The 15,351-nt window shown below is 64.8% G+C and carries 16 protein-coding genes; 9 read left to right on the top strand and 7 right to left on the bottom strand.

What is annotated here, in order from left to right; genetic code table 11:
• Nucleotides 1-6 precede the first annotated feature (6 nt).
• Together TRD_RS13035 and proC are read left to right on the top strand one after the other, a co-directional pair.
• Entirely contained in the window at nucleotides 7-807 is an 801-nt protein-coding gene (locus TRD_RS13035; protein ID WP_012642603.1) for a creatininase family protein, read from the top strand.
• 11 nt (nucleotides 808-818) lie between these two features.
• Entirely contained in the window at nucleotides 819-1,706 is an 888-nt protein-coding gene (gene proC, locus TRD_RS13030) for a pyrroline-5-carboxylate reductase (RefSeq protein ID WP_012643173.1), read from the top strand.
• A 5-nt stretch (nucleotides 1,707-1,711) separates the two neighbouring features.
• Here proC and TRD_RS13025 read toward each other — a convergent pair whose 3' ends face one another.
• Complete coding sequence (locus tag TRD_RS13025; protein ID WP_012643313.1) at nucleotides 1,712-3,436, bottom strand: PQQ-dependent sugar dehydrogenase family protein; 1,725 nt, start codon at nucleotides 3,434-3,436, stop codon at nucleotides 1,712-1,714.
• A gap of 208 nt (nucleotides 3,437-3,644) precedes the next feature.
• On the opposite strand from TRD_RS13025, the gene TRD_RS13020 reads away from it, so the two are divergent.
• Both TRD_RS13020 and TRD_RS13015 read left to right on the top strand, forming a co-directional pair.
• Nucleotides 3,645-4,313 (top strand): haloacid dehalogenase type II, encoded by a 669-nt coding sequence (locus tag TRD_RS13020; protein ID WP_012643089.1) that lies wholly within the window; start codon nucleotides 3,645-3,647, stop codon nucleotides 4,311-4,313.
• An 11-nt stretch (nucleotides 4,314-4,324) separates the two neighbouring features.
• The gene (locus tag TRD_RS13015; RefSeq protein ID WP_226980746.1) at nucleotides 4,325-5,287 is read left to right on the top strand and encodes a sugar kinase; all 963 of its coding nucleotides are present in this window, start codon (nucleotides 4,325-4,327) and stop codon (nucleotides 5,285-5,287) included.
• Between the two features lie 141 nt (nucleotides 5,288-5,428).
• Here the strand turns inward: TRD_RS13015 and dcd are convergent, their stop codons facing one another.
• Genes dcd through TRD_RS13000 form a run of 3 tightly spaced genes read right to left on the bottom strand, consistent with a single transcriptional unit; the run spans nucleotide 5,429 to nucleotide 7,478 of the window.
• Entirely contained in the window at nucleotides 5,429-5,944 is a 516-nt protein-coding gene (dcd, locus tag TRD_RS13010; protein WP_012642383.1) for a dCTP deaminase, read from the bottom strand.
• Between the two features lie 26 nt (nucleotides 5,945-5,970).
• On the bottom strand, nucleotides 5,971-7,275 hold the full coding sequence (locus TRD_RS13005; protein ID WP_012642731.1) for an amidase: 1,305 nt from the start codon (nucleotides 7,273-7,275) through the stop codon (nucleotides 5,971-5,973).
• Nucleotides 7,272-7,478, bottom strand: coding sequence for a hypothetical protein (locus TRD_RS13000; RefSeq protein ID WP_041437388.1), 207 nt, complete (start codon nucleotides 7,476-7,478; stop codon nucleotides 7,272-7,274). The genes TRD_RS13005 and TRD_RS13000 overlap by 4 nt, the downstream gene beginning before the upstream one ends.
• Nucleotides 7,479-7,733: 255 nt before the next feature.
• On the opposite strand from TRD_RS13000, the gene TRD_RS14505 reads away from it, so the two are divergent.
• A complete protein-coding gene (locus TRD_RS14505) occupies nucleotides 7,734-7,895 on the top strand; it encodes a cytidine/deoxycytidylate deaminase family protein (protein WP_012642693.1) in 162 nt (53 codons plus the stop codon).
• A gap of 4 nt (nucleotides 7,896-7,899) precedes the next feature.
• Complete coding sequence (locus tag TRD_RS14010; protein ID WP_012642887.1) at nucleotides 7,900-8,121, top strand: cytidine/deoxycytidylate deaminase family protein; 222 nt, start codon at nucleotides 7,900-7,902, stop codon at nucleotides 8,119-8,121.
• A gap of 1,132 nt (nucleotides 8,122-9,253) precedes the next feature.
• Here the strand turns inward: TRD_RS14010 and TRD_RS12990 are convergent.
• The 3 genes from TRD_RS12990 to TRD_RS12980 all read right to left on the bottom strand — a co-directional run bounded on the left by TRD_RS12990 (nucleotide 9,254) and on the right by TRD_RS12980 (nucleotide 13,518).
• Nucleotides 9,254-10,372 (bottom strand): NDMA-dependent alcohol dehydrogenase, encoded by a 1,119-nt coding sequence (locus tag TRD_RS12990; protein ID WP_012642936.1) that lies wholly within the window; start codon nucleotides 10,370-10,372, stop codon nucleotides 9,254-9,256.
• A gap of 506 nt (nucleotides 10,373-10,878) precedes the next feature.
• Nucleotides 10,879-12,108, bottom strand: coding sequence for a pre-mycofactocin synthase MftD (gene mftD / locus TRD_RS12985; RefSeq protein ID WP_012642495.1), 1,230 nt, complete (start codon nucleotides 12,106-12,108; stop codon nucleotides 10,879-10,881).
• Between the two features lie 294 nt (nucleotides 12,109-12,402).
• Nucleotides 12,403-13,518 carry an NDMA-dependent alcohol dehydrogenase gene (locus tag TRD_RS12980; RefSeq protein ID WP_012642824.1) on the bottom strand — a complete coding sequence of 372 codons (1,116 nt, stop codon included), beginning with the start codon at nucleotides 13,516-13,518 and terminating at the stop codon, nucleotides 12,403-12,405.
• Nucleotides 13,519-13,809: 291 nt separating this feature from the next.
• On the opposite strand from TRD_RS12980, the gene mftA reads away from it, so the two are divergent.
• From mftA to mftC, 3 genes are read left to right on the top strand one after another with little or no spacing between them, the layout of a single operon-like run.
• On the top strand, nucleotides 13,810-13,971 hold the full coding sequence (gene mftA, locus TRD_RS14500) for a mycofactocin precursor MftA (protein WP_012642828.1): 162 nt from the start codon (nucleotides 13,810-13,812) through the stop codon (nucleotides 13,969-13,971).
• On the top strand, nucleotides 13,956-14,246 hold the full coding sequence (gene mftB, locus TRD_RS12975) for a mycofactocin biosynthesis chaperone MftB (protein WP_226980745.1): 291 nt from the start codon (nucleotides 13,956-13,958) through the stop codon (nucleotides 14,244-14,246). Before mftA ends, mftB begins: the two co-directional genes overlap by 16 nt.
• Nucleotides 14,236-15,333 carry a mycofactocin radical SAM maturase gene (mftC, locus tag TRD_RS12970; protein WP_012643017.1) on the top strand — a complete coding sequence of 366 codons (1,098 nt, stop codon included), beginning with the start codon at nucleotides 14,236-14,238 and terminating at the stop codon, nucleotides 15,331-15,333. Before mftB ends, mftC begins: the two co-directional genes overlap by 11 nt.
• The last annotated feature ends 18 nt before the right edge of the window (nucleotides 15,334-15,351 follow it).

The following is a 15,351-nucleotide window of genomic DNA, read 5'->3' as shown; positions in this document are numbered from 1 at the left end:
CGGGTGATGGAAGCACAAGAGCGATACGTGCTCTGGGAAATGACCTGGCCGGAACTGGAAGCTGCCATGGGAGAGATCCGGCTGGTCGTCATTCCGGTCGGTTCGACGGAGCAGCACGGGCCTCATGCGACGTTCGCGACGGATAGTGCGCGGGCGTACGAGTTCAGCGTGCGGCTGGCCGAACGGATGTATCCCGAGGTCCTGGTGGCTCCGGTGATGCCGTTCGGGGTATCGCCGCACCATATGGCGTTTCCGGGGACGATCACGCTTTCGGCGGAAACGTTCATGCAAGTGCTCTACGAGGTGGTGGAGAGCCTGGCTGAGCATGGGTTCGAGCGGTTCCTCTTCGTCAATGGACACGGTGGGAATCGCCCGGCACTGGAGTTGCTCGTCCAGCGGCTGCGACGAGAACTCGATGTTCTGGCAGCGTGGGTATCGATCACCGAGCTCGCCAACGACGTGGTGCAGCGGGGAAAGGTGGCGGAGGTGATCGGGCACGCCTGCGAGAGCGAGACGAGTCAGCTTTTGTACCTGGCTCCGTGGGCGGTGCGGGAAGAGGCGTTGGCACCTGGCGAACTCCTGGAGCAAGCCTATCCGCACGCGTCGTGGTGGGGGCCGGTCCACGTGGCCTATTCGTTCGACGAGATCACGGCGAACGGGGCGCTGGGAGACGCGCGAGCCGCGTCGGTGGAGTTCGGTGAGCAGATCGTGGAGACGGCACTGAACCGGCTGGTCGAGTTCGTGGAGGCGTTCATCGAGGAAGGCGAGTTCGAGGAACTCGAGCTGGAGGAGGAAGAAGAAGAGTGAGGTCGGGTGGAGTGCGTGCGGAGTTCGCAGGGCGTCCGGTGGGGCAGCAGCCGTCACCGCTGAGTGGCAAGCGGATCGCCTTCATCGGTTGCGGAGTGATGGCGGAAGCGATGGCAGCAGCGCTGCTGCGGACCGGATCGGTGAGCGTGCACCAGCTGACCGGCGGGGAGCCGAACGCGCGCCGGCGGCAAGAGCTCGTCGCACGGTTGGGACTGGAGACGGTTCCGGACAATGCTGCTGCGGCGAGCGAGGCTGACCTCGTGGTGCTTTCGGTGAAGCCACAGACGCTGGATGCGGCGATGCGCGATCTGGCGGGGCGACTCCGTGCCGAACAAGTGGTTCTGTCGATCGTGGCTGGAGCCACGATCGAACGATTGCAATCAGGGCTGCGACACGAGCGAGTCGTGCGTTCGATGCCGAATACGCCAGCCCAGATCGGGTACGGGGCGACCGTGTGGTGCCCAGCGCCGGTGGTCACGGCGGAGGACGAGCGGCTGGTGCGGACGGTCCTGGAAGCGATGGGGCTGGCGATCCGCGTCGACAACGAGGACTTCGTGGACATGGCGACGGCGCTCAGCGGGACTGGTCCAGCCTACGTCTTCCTGATCATGGAAGCGTTGATCGATGCGGGCGTGCATCTCGGTTTCTCGCGCAGTGTGGCGGAGCAGCTCGTCCAGCAGACGATCCTGGGTTCTGTCCTGTTCGCGCAGGAAACCGGTAAGCACCCGGCGGAGCTGCGAAACATGGTGACGACGCCGGGCGGTACGTCTGCGGCCGCGCTCTACGAGATGGAGCGCGGTGGATTGCGGACCGTGATCGCGCGCGCGGTCTGGGCAGCCTACCGGCGTGCCAAGGAACTGGGGGCTGGAAAGCCGAATGGTGGCCCCAGCGACCTCTGACCGCTTCATCGACTCGAGCGGAGCGTGGGAACCAGCTTGACGACTTGTCCCGTGCCGGCGTCCGCAATGTAGATCGTGCCATCCAGACCGATAGCGAGAGCGACCGGGCGACGCAGTCCAGTGACGAAGGGAGCCAGCTCGGCGCTCTGGGCATCGGAGCGTGGAAGGGCGCGGAGCACGACCCCGCTCCCATTGCGCGTTCCACAGAAGAGCCACGTACCAGGGATCGGGTCTGCCCAGAGCGGAACGGTGTAGACGATCCCACTGGAGAGGACGACATCTGGTGGGAAGTCGAGGAGCGGGCGCGAGGCAGAAGGATCTTCGCTCGCAGTCAAGCGCAAGACGCTGGCTGGCTCGCCTTCCGCTTGCGTGACCGCGAGCAGGAGTTCTCCCCAGGTGAACAGGCGGGCCAAATGATCGGGGACAGGGCCGAGCGGCGAGGCTCGGCGATCCTCGATGACGTACAAGAGGGGTGTTTCTGGTGCGTCGGTGGTGGTCGCGGCGAGCACGAGACGTCCCCGCTCGTCGACGACCGGAGCGCCGGCTGGCCCAGGTAACGGTCGGAGATCGAGGGGCAGTAACTCGGTCCGGTCCGCGATGCCGTCACCGTCGTCGTCGCGCAGCCGAATGAGCCCGCGATCGTCGGCGACGTAGACCCACCCGCCGCTGGCGACGGCGCCGCGTGGCGCGAGGAAACCCGAGGCGAACGTGGTGAGGCGGGAGGCACGACCCTGGCTGTCCTCCGCCGTCACCAGGAGCATGGTGCCGGAGACAGTGAGGACGAGGAGATTGCCGTCCGGGGCGAGCGCCAGGTCGATCGGATCGCGAACCCCGTCCAGGAGGAGGCCGGCTCGGAAGTGGGTCGGCACATCGAGCGGGAGGGGGGTGCCAGGGAGCGGTGCTGGCCAGGGAGCAGTCGGTTCGCTACCGTAGCGCCAGCGGTAGTAGTGGCGTCCGGTGTTGGCGACGGTGAAGCGTTGATCGGCTGGGAGGGATGGAAAGTAGAGCAGGATGCGGCGTTCGAAGACCTGGACGAGCGCGGGGATGGCGACGTTGCCCCGGCGGTAGTAAGCCCACACGGGCTCGCTGATCGGGTAGCCGAAGGTCTCGAGCCAGGCGGTGGCGCCGAGGGGTGAGCGGTCGAAGAGGGCGACGGTGACGTCTGGAAGGTTGTGGCGTGTCGTGGTGACGAAACGACCCATGCGGACTGGCGCTGGCGGCGTCGCTGTGCGGAGCGTGCCGTCGGCGGTGAGCCACTGATCGATGGGTTGTGGCCAGCCAGTTCGGTCAGTGGCAGGCTGACCGACGAGGCGGGCGAGCGCCGCATAGGTCGGTACGCGCGGATCGGGTGAACCACCGTCGATCGAGATGTCGGGTGGCGGACGGCGCGCAGTGAGATCACTGCCGAGGGCGATCTGACCAGTGGTGAGTTCCCAGGCGAGTCGACCTTGCGTGACCAGCGTGCGGGTCGAGCCAGCCTCGCTGGTGAGTTCCATGCGACCACGATCGAAGTATTGGACGAGGCGGCGACCGGATGGAGCATCGGCATAGGGCTCGAGTCGCCAGGCGAGCGGACCTTGTCCCCAAAGGTCGAGCAGGCCGTTCTGGTCTCGCAACCAGATCTGCTCGAAGGCAGGACTGGCGAAGGGGGAAGTGGTTGCCTCTCGGACCGGGAGCATGGCGACGAAAACGGCGACGGCGAGAAAAACGACGAGGACCTGCTTCCACACGCTGCCCCTCCTCGAGCCAGCACTTCCAGGGTACAACGAGCCGGCTGGTTGGGTCGTCGTGAGGAGCGATCGGGAAGGCGATGAACCGCGGATCAGGACATCAGAACCGGTCGTCCATCTCGGTGTGCGGCACTCATTTCGTGCCAGTTGCCGTGCTGGCGCGGAGCGCCTACGATTCGGCCTAGCACCATGCCGTGGGGGGATGCGGGTGAACGAGGAAACGATCGAGGCGGTCGTCTTCGATGTGTACGGGACGTTATTCGGGTTCGGACGACTGGCGGAGCGGGCGCGGGCCATCGTCGGTGATGTCCCCCTGCTCGACCGTTGGCGAACCAAGCAGCTGGAGCACAGTTTCCTGCGCACGATCTTGGGAGAATACGAGGATTTCTGGGTGATAACGGCTCAAGCACTCGATGCAGCGTGCGAACAGCTGGAACTGGAGCTTCTGCCCGAAGAGCGCGAGCATCTTCTGCAGGGGTGGTTGGAACTGGATCCCTTCCCGGAAACAGCAATGGCACTGGAGCGGCTCGCCGAGCGGGGATTGCGGTTGGCCGTCCTGTCCAACGGCAGTCCGATGATGCTCGAGCAGCTCTTACGGATGGCCGGACTGCGCGAGTGGTTCGAGGCGGTGTTGAGCGCCGATGCTGTGCGGCGCTACAAGCCGTCGCCAGCAGTCTATGCCCTGGCACCTGCTCACCTCGTCGTGCCGCCGGAGCGGATCCTCTTCTGCTCGGCGAACGGCTTCGATGTCGCTGGAGCGCTTCGCTATGGCTTTCGCGTCTGCTGGGTGGACCGAACAGGGAGCGCGCTGGACGCGCTCGGCAAGCAGCCCCACCGGACGGTCCAGTCGCTGACTGAACTGAGCGAGCAGCTGTGAGGAAGAGCGTGGTGCAGTGGGATGTCGTCAGCTTCGGTGAAACGATGATCCGGCTCGCCGTTCCGCTCGGGGAGCGCTTGGAGACGGCGACACGACTGGAAGTGGGGATCGGTGGCGCGGAGGCGAACGTGCTCGTGGCACTGGCCCGGTTGGGGCGCCGGACAGCCTGGGCCTCGGTCCTGCCGCGCAATCCGCTGGGGGAGCGGATCGTGCGGGAGCTCGCCTGGCACGGGGTGGATACCAGCTGGGTTCAGTGGGTCGAGCGGGGGCGAGTTGGGGTCTACTATCTGGACACGGGTGTGCCGCCACGACCGACCGCGGTGCTCTACGATCGGGCTGGATCGGCAGTTGCGCAGGTCGATCCGGCGGCGTTTCCAATCGACTTCGTGGCAGGTGGCCGCTGGCTGCACCTGACGGGCATCACCCCAGCGCTGAGCGTGGGTTGCCGGGCGGTGGCCGAGCGCTTGATGGAACGGGCACGGGCAGCCGGGGTGCCGGTGTCGTTCGACGTGAACTACCGGAGCCGGTTGTGGGGGCCGGACGAGGCCGCGCGCGTTTTGGAGCCGTTCTGTGCGGGGGCAACGGTCTTGTTTTGCGGGGAGGGCGATGCGCGGACCCTGTGGGGGCTGGAGGGGACTGCGCTGGAGGTCGCTGAGCGGCTCGCTGGACGGTTCGGTGCTGGGGTGACGGTGCTGACGCTCGGCGAGGGGGGAGCGGTGGCCGTGACACGGGAGGGGGAGCGGGTGACGGCGGAGGCGCCCCGGGCGACGGTCATCGATCGGGTCGGCGCCGGGGATGCCTTTGCGGCAGGCTTCCTGCACGGCTATCTGGATGGGCGGGATCTGGAGCGCGGGTTGCGCACGGGCGTCGCGCTGGCGGCGCTCAAATTGACGGTGCGGGGAGATCTCGCGCTGATCAGTGCTGCGGAACTGGAGGCGATGCTCTCCGAGACGCGGCGGACGATCGTGCGCTGACGAACTGCCCGGGACAGTGAGGAAGAGCCGACCGGTAGCGCACTGCCACCCGGCCGTTCCTTCGCGACACTGGCATGCGGACTGCTCCGCGCGGTGCTCGAGGGGTCTCTCGAGGCGAGGAGGGGGCCGAACGAGGGGCGCTCAGGGATGTTCCTGCCCCTGGAAGCGCCCCGCATAGCGGGCGCGGCCGACGCACTCCTCGAGAATGATCTGGCAGATGCGGATGCCGGGGCGAATGGCGAGCGGGATAGGGCCGGCGTTGTTCATTTCGAGCACCTGGCGCGTCCGGATCATACCAGGCTGGATGAAATTAGCGGTGACGTGGACCATGAGACCAACGCGGGCAAAGCGGCTGCGACCCTGGATCCAACCGCAGAGATAGTCCGGGAGGGTGAGTCGCTCCTCGGTGATGCCGAGGACAGCCTGGCCTGGTAGGAGAAGCAGGTGATCCTCCACGGTCACCAATTCGGTCACCTCGCGGTGATCGGTTTCCTCGGTCACGTGGAGGATCTCGCGGGCATGCTTGAAAAGGCGGAACTCGCGGCCGAGGTGAAGGTCGATCGAGGCCGGGCCGACCTGGTCGGGATCGAACGGCTCGATGACGATTTCACCGGCTTCGATGAGGCGCAGGATCTCCGGACGAGTCAGGACACCCATGAGCGCTCCACTCCCGTCAGCCTCCCTCAGGCGAGTGGCGGTGGCGGTAGGCTGGGCAAAATGCGCTCGCACCAGGCGGCGACGTGCAAGAGATGACGATCGTGGCCGAAGCGAGCGACGAGTTGGGTAGCGAGCGGCAGGCCGTCATGGGTCAGACCACTGGGAAGAGAGAGCGCCGGAGTGCCGAGAAGCGTCCAGACGGCCTGGAAGCGCCGATCGCCGGTCGTGGAACGGTCGGGGGCTGGACCGGAGGCGGTGGGAAGTATGACGGCATCGACTTGGGAGAGGAAAGAGTCGAGCAGCGTGCTGAGCCGTCGGCGGAGTCGACGAGCATGCAGGAGTGCACCGGCGGGGACGAGTTGACCGACTTCGACCGCTGAGCGCAGCCGAGGGCCATAGGCGTCGGGGACACGCTCGAGCATCTGCTGGTGGAGGGCACCCATTTCGCTCAGCATGATGACGTGATGGACGGCCAACAGCAGGTGGACGTCGACCGGCAGGCGACGCTCCTCGATGCGGGCCCCGGCTTCACGGAAGCGCCGAGCGACGTCCTGAAGATGCGCTGCGACTTCTGGCTCGGCCAGTTCGAGGAAATCGACGAGCAGGAAAAGACGCGGTGGCTCGGTGGCGAGCGGCACTTCCAGTCGCTGGTGAGCGCAAAGAGCGACATAGGCGTAGGCTGCATCCTCGACCGAGCGGGTGAAGATCCCGAGGTGATCGAGCGACCAGGCCAGCGGAATGACTCCATCGAGCGGGAACCAATCGAGGCTCGGTTTGAAACCGACGACACCACAGTAGGCGGCGGGGCGGACGACCGAGCCGGCGGTCTGGGTGCCAACGGTGAGCGGAGACTGGCGGGCGGCGACGGCAGCAGCTGATCCGGAGCTGGAACCACCCGGAGTGCGGTCAGGTGCCCACGGATTGCGGGTAGGGGCGGGGTCGGCGAAAGCGAGTTGGGTGGTGTGGGTCTTGCCGAGTACGACCGCACCGAGTTCGCGCAGCCGCGCGACGATGGCAGCATCGGCCTGGGCGGGGTGGTCGGCGAGCGGTGCGAAGCCAGCACGAGTTGGGAGTCCGGCAACGTCGATCACGTCCTTGAGGCCGACGGGGACTCCGTGTAAGGGCAGGACCGTGCCGCGAGCAGCCAAGCGGTCGAGTCGCTCGGCCTCGCGGAGGGCACCATCGCGGTCGATCTCGACCCATGCCTGAACATCGGGCTCGGTGCGCTCGATCTGCTGGAGCGTGGCCTGGATCAAATCGCTCACCGAGAGCTGGCGCTGCCGGATGCGGGCGGGAATTTCGCGCAGCGGGAGGTGGAGGAGTTGGTTCATGCCCGCACCTGCCTTTCGGGAAGCAGGTCGAAGGGTGGCTCATCCGCGAAGTCGAGTGGCTCGACGAGCAGGCGAGCGAGCGCGTCAGCCATGCCCCGCAGTTCGTCGGTGATCGCTGTGGTGCGTTCTGGGCCGTAGCGGAGACGGGCACTGCTTTCCAGTATCGCGAACCAGTGTTCGCGGCCCGACTGGTGACTGCTCATCGGTCATCCCCCGTCCACTGCAACAACGCTCGAGTGTGCGAGGGGGAGGGGGGTGCTGTCAAGGGCGTGCAACTCGATCGGCGAGCTCGTTCATCCCATAGACGTCCGACATGTCGAAGCGCCTTTCGGTGAGTCAGCGATGATCGCGCGCCACGCAGCATCGTCGCGGCACGGCAGGCGTGCTGAAAGGTGCCTTTCCGTTGCGGCTCGCTGTCACGACCGAACGACTGACCGGTGCGGACGGAAAGCAGCGTCATGACACGCACGCAAAGCGATCGTCTGCTCGCTGCGGTGGCACGCGAGATCATCGGATGGCGCTCCAAACAGGGCTGGCAGCAGATCGGTCGTGCACTGCGGACACGATCCAGAATGGTGTCCAGTGCGGTGCATCTGGAGGCGACGATCGGTCTCTGCTGAAGCGGTGGCGATCGGTCTGGCAGCGGCTGATGGCGATACCGAAATCGACACGATCGTCGCCGTGCATCGATGGGGTGAGGTGGTACCACCGTGCGGGATGTGCCGGGAACTCATGACTGACCAGGCATCGGAAGCTCGGGTGATCGTGCCGGACGGCGGCGGTGAGACGGGCGTTGCCTTCGATTGGCTTCTACCGCTGCACGACGAGCGTCGTGTGGGTCCATGAGTGAGCATTCGTGATCGGGTGTCCGATCGCCCACGATATTCAACGTCGCGGACGACGCGAGGAGTCTGGGGAATTCAGCGACTTTCGGCGTTCCGGTGTCGGTGTTACCGGAAAAGTGCATCATCCGACGAGTTCCGTGTGAGCGGCGGGTTCGGGCGGTCGACTCGAACGGTTCGTGTGCTCCATGAACCTCTGACCGAGTGTGGAACGAGTCGGGCGAGTTGCTTGGGATCTCAGGGGTGAACCAGGGTACCAGCGACCGAGCGAAGAGTCGCCCCGCGGGGGTCTCGCGGGAGAGTCCTGTACGGGATCCAGGACCTCGGTCGCGGTGATGTGGGGCGAGTTCGACGGAGGTGCCTGGAGCCGAGTCCGGCTGGGACGGCACCGTCCGTCGGTGGTGCGGGTGACGGCGGCACCGCTGCCAGCGAGTCGTGTCGCATCGGAAGACCAAGCATCGGTGAAGGGCTGCTCCTGAGGTTCTCTCACGGACAGGGGGCAAGAAGGACTGATCTGGTGCTTCCTGCTCCGTCGTGAATGCTCGATGAGGAGGGAACCCGACCAATCGAGCTGCGTCACCACAGCGGCTGTTTTGCGTTCCGACGAGCGAACCGTCGGGCAAGCGAGCGACAGCTAATGGTGTGCTGTGTGCGGTCGGGAGCAAAGATACAGAGGTGCCATCGGATACGAGTTGGCCGAGTGCTCCTTATACGTGGTGAAAGCGGCAGGGATAACGTCGCACGATGACCATTCGCTGTTGCATGCCTGGCCGAATGCACTTCACGCGCGATCCGTATGGAGAGGTGTGGGTCATCCGGCTCAGCGGCAGGTGCCGTCGGCGGTTCGGAGGGGGCTCGCCGTCCCACGACGAACGCGGAGTGCGCGTGGTGACATGGTGCGCCAGGACTTTCTGCGAGCGCTGAACCGTGGATCGTCAGGCAGAGACGATGGATCGTGGGCGAGAGTGATCGCTCCTCACTGCTACCGGTGGAAAAGAGAAAGAGAGTGCTGCCCCTGGGGAAAGATCGGGGCGACTCGGATTCCGAGTCGCCCCGATCGAGGGCCGGGTCACCTCGCGAGGAGTGTGCTGCTCGAGGGCTCGCGGCTTTCCGGACCGCGAGCGGGTGCGGTGTGCTCAGTGGTCGAAAAGGAGCACACCGCGAATCACGCGTCCTTCGATGACATCACAATAGCCTTCATTGATCTGATCGAGCGAGTAGGTCTTGGTAACGAGTTCGTCGAGCTTGAGCTTACCGGCTCGGTAGAGATCGAAAAAGCGAGGGATATCGACCTTAGGATTGGAATGTCCGAAGATCGTTCCGACGATCTCCTTCGCGAGGAGCATGAATTCCCGAGGCGTGACGGCGATGTGATCCATCCCTCGGCCAGAGGCGCCGACGATGACGGTTCGTCCGGCCTTTCTGGTGACCTGGGTGGCAAGACCGACATGTTCCGGCTTGACGTGATCAAGCGTGAGCAAGACCTTGTCGCAGCCGACGCCATCGGTGATCTCCATGATGCGCTGGACGACGTCCTCGCGATTGACATCGATGGTATGGGTTGCGCCGAACTCGCGGGCCTTCTCCAGCTTCCAAGGGACACGATCGACTGCGATGACGCGGACTGCACCGGCCAACATGGCACCCTGGACGGCGTTCATGCCGACACCGCCGACGCCAATCACCGCGACCGTGTCGCCGGGTCGAACACCAGCACGGAACATCGCAGCACCGGCACCAGTGGGGACAGCACAGGAGACGAGACAGGCCTTGTCGAGTGGAATGTCCGGGTCGATCTTGACGACTGCATCGATGGGCGCGACCGTCCATTCGCTGAAGCAGCCGATCATAGCGAATTGACCAACATCCTGGCCGTCCTGAGTGTGAAGGCGGAAAGTGCCGTCGAGCTGGGCACCAATAGTTACATTGGCACCACGATCACAGAGCACGGGGATGCCGCTCAAGCACCAGCGACATTTGCCGCATGGAGGGATGAAAGTCAGCAGCACGTGATCGCCCGGTCGGAAATCAGTGACGCCAGGGCCGATCTTCTCGACGATGCCCGCACCCTCGTGCCCGGCGACGATCGGATAGCGGCCGGGGCTATCGCCCGTGGCGAAGTACCAGTCAGAATGGCAGAGCCCGGTGGCGGCGAGCTTGATGAGGAGTTCCCCCTCTTTCGGCTCGTCGAGTTCCAGTTCCTCGATCTCGAAGTGCTGCGTGGGGCCCCAGAGCACAGCAGCCCGCGTCTTCATGGTGTCCCCCCTTCGGCGCTCTGGAGCGGCTGTGACCGGATCCGACAACCGGCTGAGTCGCGCGCCGACACTGGAGGTACAGTAACATCAGTCCTGAAGTGTCGTCAATGGGTGGATTCAGGATAGGAGAACGAGCGAGACCAACGAGGCCCTCGGTGAGGGGGTAGTCTCGCGCGAGGAGACCGGAGGTGGAGCGTCTCGCGTTCTTAATATGGTGGCAGTGGTCAGGGAATCGCGAGGGAGGGGGCGATCGGCACGCGACATGCGTGGTGCGACGGGGTGAGTTCGGCGAGGTCGCATCAGCCGATCAGAGCATCGTCGGAACGAGCGTCTCGTGAGCGAACCTGACCGATGCGTTGGCCTGGATGGGATGCGAGGAGAAACATGCCTTTGCGAGTGAGGCGCTGCCCTGCGACGAGAACTCACGCACTACGCGGTGCGAAGGCCTGCCGGAGGCTGCGCCAACGGGGCCGAGCGGGGTGCTCCGGGCTGGTGAAGGGAAAGGATCAGAGCGGGAGGGGATGGCTAGAGGGGTCGCGACAGCGCCAATGTGCCACCGTCGTGGAGAGGCCAGCGGAGAAGTTCGGTGGGATAACGAGGTCGTCGGGGCCGAGGTCATGGACGGAGGCCTTGCCGATGCCGAGGAGCGTCTCGTCGATACCGCTGCGCAAGAGTTCGAGCACGTTGCGCACGCCCGCCTCGCCATTGGCAGCGAGCCCCCACAGGTAGGCGCGGCCGATCAAGACGGCGCGGGCACCGAGCGCGAGCGCTTTGACCACGTCACTACCTCGGCGGATACCGCCGTCGAGGAGGATCTCGATCTGACCACCCACGGCTTCGACGATGACCGGAAGGACCCGGATGGATGCTGGGGCGCCATCGAGATTGTTGCCTCCGTGATTGGAGACTGAAATCGCGTCGGCGCCGAGAGCGACCGCGCGGCGGGCGTCCTCCGGGTGCAGGATCCCTTTGAGTAGGAAGGGGCCGTCCCATTGTTTACGGAGCCAGGCGAGATCTGTCCAGGTAGGTGGTGGAGTGTGCATCCACTCGAAATAGGCCTCGAAGAAGGTGGGTGGGCGCTGGCCGGGAAGCGCCAAGTTGGGGACAGTGAGATTGGGGAGTTTTCCTCGCCTCAGGTAAGCCCAGAGCCAAGCTGGGCGAGCGAGCGCTTGCGGTGCCAATTTTATCATGTTGCGAAGGGTGAGGCGATCGGGAATGAAAGGACTTTCCCAATCTCGACGAGTCGCGAACGACCAGTCGAGCGTGACGACGATCCCTTTGACGCCGGCAGCTTTGGCGCGCTCGAGGAGTGCGCGGAGCCGGTCGCGCGTACCGAGCCAGTAGATCTGGAAGAAGGTGAGGGGATTGGCAGCCACGACCTCCTCGAGCGGCTTGCTAGCGAAGGAACTCAAGATCATGATCGTGCCGGCACTGGCGGCGGCCCGGGCGACGGCTACCTCAGCGTCCGGGTGGACTGCTTGGACACCGGTTGGGGAGATGAGGACCGGAAAGGGGATGGGGAACCCGAGGACGGTCGTAGCCAGTTCGCGCTGGGCCGGAGCGGCGGCGACGCGGGGGCGCAAGCCGAGTTCGGAAAAAGCGGCGACGTTGTCCGCCAGCGTGACTCCCCGTTCGCTCCCGGCGATGATGGCGTCGTAGACGGAGCGTGGGAGTCGCTTCCTGGCGCGGCGTTGTGCTTCGGCAACGGACTCGAACCACTCGCGTGTACTAGCCATATTCCCTCCCTGAATCGCTATGGTGCGCGTGCGGCGGGGTGAGCGAGCGCCTCGGAAGGCTGCCGAGAAGGCGTGTCGCTGGGCGCTGCAGCCGATCGTGTTCGACACCGTGGTGATGGGAGAGCGAGAAGCGGAGGGGCTGGACAAAGGGCGACCAGTCGGCCGGATAGGGGTGCCGTGGCGGCTCACCGATTGGGCCGAACGTTACGATGGATCGTGCGGCGCGAGAAGCTCCACCGGGCAACTGCCCGGTGGAGCTGGTTGTGCCAAATTGCGATGCACGTGGCACGTCCCTCATTCGAAAAGGACGACCCCGCGGATGACGCGGCCTTCCAGGAGGTCCTGGTACCCCTGGTTGATCTGGTCGAGGGAATAGGTCTGAGTGACGAGTTCGTCGAGCTTGAGGCGGCCGGCACGGTAGAGCTGGAGGAGGTAGGGGAAGTCGACGCGGGGATTGACGTGGCCGTAGAGGGTCCCGACGACCTCCTTGCCGAGGAGGACCAGATCGGCGGGTGGGACCTTCATGGAGTCGGTTGCGATGGGGGCGAGGCCGACGACGACGCAGCGGCCGGCCTTGCGGGTAGCGCGGTAGGCGATACCGATGTGTTCGGGTTCGACGTGACCGATAGTGACGATGGTTTTGTCGGCGCCGACGCCGTTAGTGAGGTCGAGGATGCGCTGGACAGGGTCGTCGTACTTGGCGTTGATGGTGTGGGTTGCGCCGAACTCCTGGGCGGCTTCGAGTTTCCAGTCGACGACATCGACGGCGATGACCTTGGAGGCGCCGGCGAGGGCCGCGCCCTGGACGGCGTTCATGCCGACGCCGCCGAGGCCGAACACGGCGACGACTTCACCGGCACGGACCTCGCCACGCTTCGCAGCGGCGCCAACACCGGTGGGAACACAGCAGGAGACGAGGCAGGCTTTGTCGAGCGGGATATCGGGGTCGATCTTGACGATCGCATCGACGGGTGCAACCGTGTACTGACTGAAGCAGCCGATCATGGCGAATTGGCCGACCTCCTGGCCATCCGTGGTGCGAAGGCGAAAGGTGCCGTCGAGTTGGGCACCGATGGTCGCTTGGGCGCCGCGATCGCAGAGGACGGGGATACCAGTGAGGCACCAGCGGCATTTGCCACACGGAGGGATGAAGGTCAGGAGCACGTGATCGCCAGGTTGCACCTCGGTGACGCCGGGACCGACCTGCTCGACGATTCCGGCGCCTTCGTGGCCGGGGACGATGGGATAGCGTGCGGGATGGTCGCCGGTCGCAAAGTGCCAATCGGAGTGGCAGATACCGGTAGCGACCATCTTGACGAGCACTTCACCGGCTTTGGGTTCATCCAGTTCCAATTCTTCAATGCTAAACACCTTGGTCGGACCATGGAGCACAGCTGCCTTCGTCTTCATTGGCTCCTCCCTTCACCAATCAACCGACCACACACAGGGCACTCTTTGCATGCTCTCCAATGAGAACTATTGCTGATGATAGTATAGCAGATAGCCCGAAAGGAGTCAACCCTTCCATAGTCACTACGGATCTCTGGCTACTCGGGGCACGTCTTCGCAGAGGAATCGTGGCGGCGTTCTCGCAGAGTGTTGACAGCGCTCCTATGGGGCGGCTATACTGCGCGTCGGTATTCGGCATGACCTGATCTCTCCAGGCCGAAAGTTGGCGCGAGCGAAACGGAGGAGCCAACCATGGAGGCGATGCTGGACACGATGGTGCAGAGGGCGCCCGTCGCAGAAGAGCAAGAGATGGAAGAAGCTACCCTACCGGTCGAAGAAGATGAACTCAGCGAGGAGTTAGTCGAGTTGCTGGTGAAGGAGATCACCATCGACGGCATGTGTGGGGTGTATTGATCCAGGGGATGCGCTGGGACAACCGTACCCGACTAGCGCGGTCAGCGGCACTCCGGCCCGAACCGTTCGGGGCGCTCGCCTATACGTATCATGAGCGTCGGCTCTTTTTCATTCCGCCTTGGCTGGTACCGTTCGTGGAGGGGACTGGAAGCGAGACGATCGGCGAGATGGCGCAACGCCTCGCGGCGGCTGGCCAGTTGCCGGACGACGCGTTGGGGAAGCTCCTCCCGCTCCTGGAGGGGCTGCGCCGGAGGGGGGTCGTCGATGTGGACTGAGGTGCTCCGCCGCGGATTGGCTGCGCCGATCTGTCTGACCTGGGAGATCACCTACGCCTGCAATTTCAACTGTGTGCACTGTTTGTCCTCGTCGGGGAAGCGTGCGTCGGACGAGCTCACGACCGAGGAAGCGAAGCGCTTGATCGACGAGTGGGCGGCTCTCCGAGTGTTTTACATCAACGTCGGAGGTGGTGAGCCGCTCCTCCGACCGGATTTTGTCGAACTGATGGAATATGCCATCGCGCGGGGCATCGGGGTGAAATTCAGCACCAATGGGAGCTTGATCGACGAAGCGGTGGCGGACTGGATCGCGCGGACGCCATATCTCGACGTACAGATCAGCCTCGATGGTGTGACAGCGGAGGTGAACGATGCGATCCGTGGCGCTGGCTCGTATGCACTAGCCCGACGCGCGATGGATTTCCTCGCAGCGCGAGGCTTTTCGTTCAAGATCAACGCCGTGTTGACCAGGCGGAACTTCGAGCAATTGGATGACTTCTACGCGCTCGCCACGTCGTACGGTGCGCAATTGCGGGTGACACGACTGCGCCCTTCGGGGCGTGGTCGTGCGGTATGGAACGAACTGCGGCTGACACGTGCGCAGAGCCACCAGCTGTACGAGTGGCTCCTCCAGCATCCGGATGTTCTGACGGGTGACTCGTTCTTTCATCTATCCGCCCTCGGACAGCCGCTCGATGGCCTCAACATGTGTGGTGCAGGGCGGATTGTCTGCTGCGTCGATCCGCGTGGAGACGTCTATGCCTGTCCGTTCGTGCTGACCGAAGAGTTCAAGGCGGGAAACGTTCGCGAGCGGTCGTTCACCGAGATTTGGCGCCACTCGCCGCTCTTCCGTCGGTTGCGCGAGTGGGAAGCTGGCTCGACCTGCCAGCAGTGCTCGGCCTACGCGCGCTGCCAAAGCGGGTGCTTCGCGGTCAAGTACTTCACCGGTACGCCGCTCGAGGCACCGGATCCTGAATGTGTGTTTGCACCGGAAACTGGTCCGACCGATGTCGTGTTGCCGCTCCGCGTGCACCCGAGGCCGGTCCGGAGCCCGCGTCGTGCGGCGGTCGTCCCCGCGGCGCGATAACGGCGATTCTGGTTCCGT

It is taken from the genome of Thermomicrobium roseum DSM 5159 (assembly GCF_000021685.1).
GTDB classification, from domain to species: domain Bacteria; phylum Chloroflexota; class Chloroflexia; order Thermomicrobiales; family Thermomicrobiaceae; genus Thermomicrobium; species Thermomicrobium roseum.
Note: the sequence above shows the minus strand (reverse complement) of the source record. Positions and strands in the feature narration are given on the sequence as shown.

Coding starts and splice junctions, on each gene's coding strand:
- TRD_RS13005 (WP_012642731.1), bottom strand. CDS start 7,275: ATGAACCAACTCCTCCACCTCCCGCTGCGCGAAATTCCCGCCCGCATC.
- TRD_RS13035 (WP_012642603.1), top strand. CDS start 7: ATGGAAGCACAAGAGCGATACGTGCTCTGGGAAATGACCTGGCCGGAA.
- TRD_RS12990 (WP_012642936.1), bottom strand. CDS start 10,372: ATGAAGACGCGGGCTGCTGTGCTCTGGGGCCCCACGCAGCACTTCGAG.
- dcd (WP_012642383.1), bottom strand. CDS start 5,944: ATGGGTGTCCTGACTCGTCCGGAGATCCTGCGCCTCATCGAAGCCGGT.
- TRD_RS12980 (WP_012642824.1), bottom strand. CDS start 13,518: ATGAAGACGAAGGCAGCTGTGCTCCATGGTCCGACCAAGGTGTTTAGC.
- TRD_RS14505 (WP_012642693.1), top strand. CDS start 7,734: ATGACACGCACGCAAAGCGATCGTCTGCTCGCTGCGGTGGCACGCGAG.
- mftC (WP_012643017.1), top strand. CDS start 14,236: ATGTGGACTGAGGTGCTCCGCCGCGGATTGGCTGCGCCGATCTGTCTG.
- mftA (WP_012642828.1), top strand. CDS start 13,810: ATGGAGGCGATGCTGGACACGATGGTGCAGAGGGCGCCCGTCGCAGAA.
- mftD (WP_012642495.1), bottom strand. CDS start 12,108: ATGGCTAGTACACGCGAGTGGTTCGAGTCCGTTGCCGAAGCACAACGC.
- TRD_RS13000 (WP_041437388.1), bottom strand. CDS start 7,478: ATGAGCAGTCACCAGTCGGGCCGCGAACACTGGTTCGCGATACTGGAA.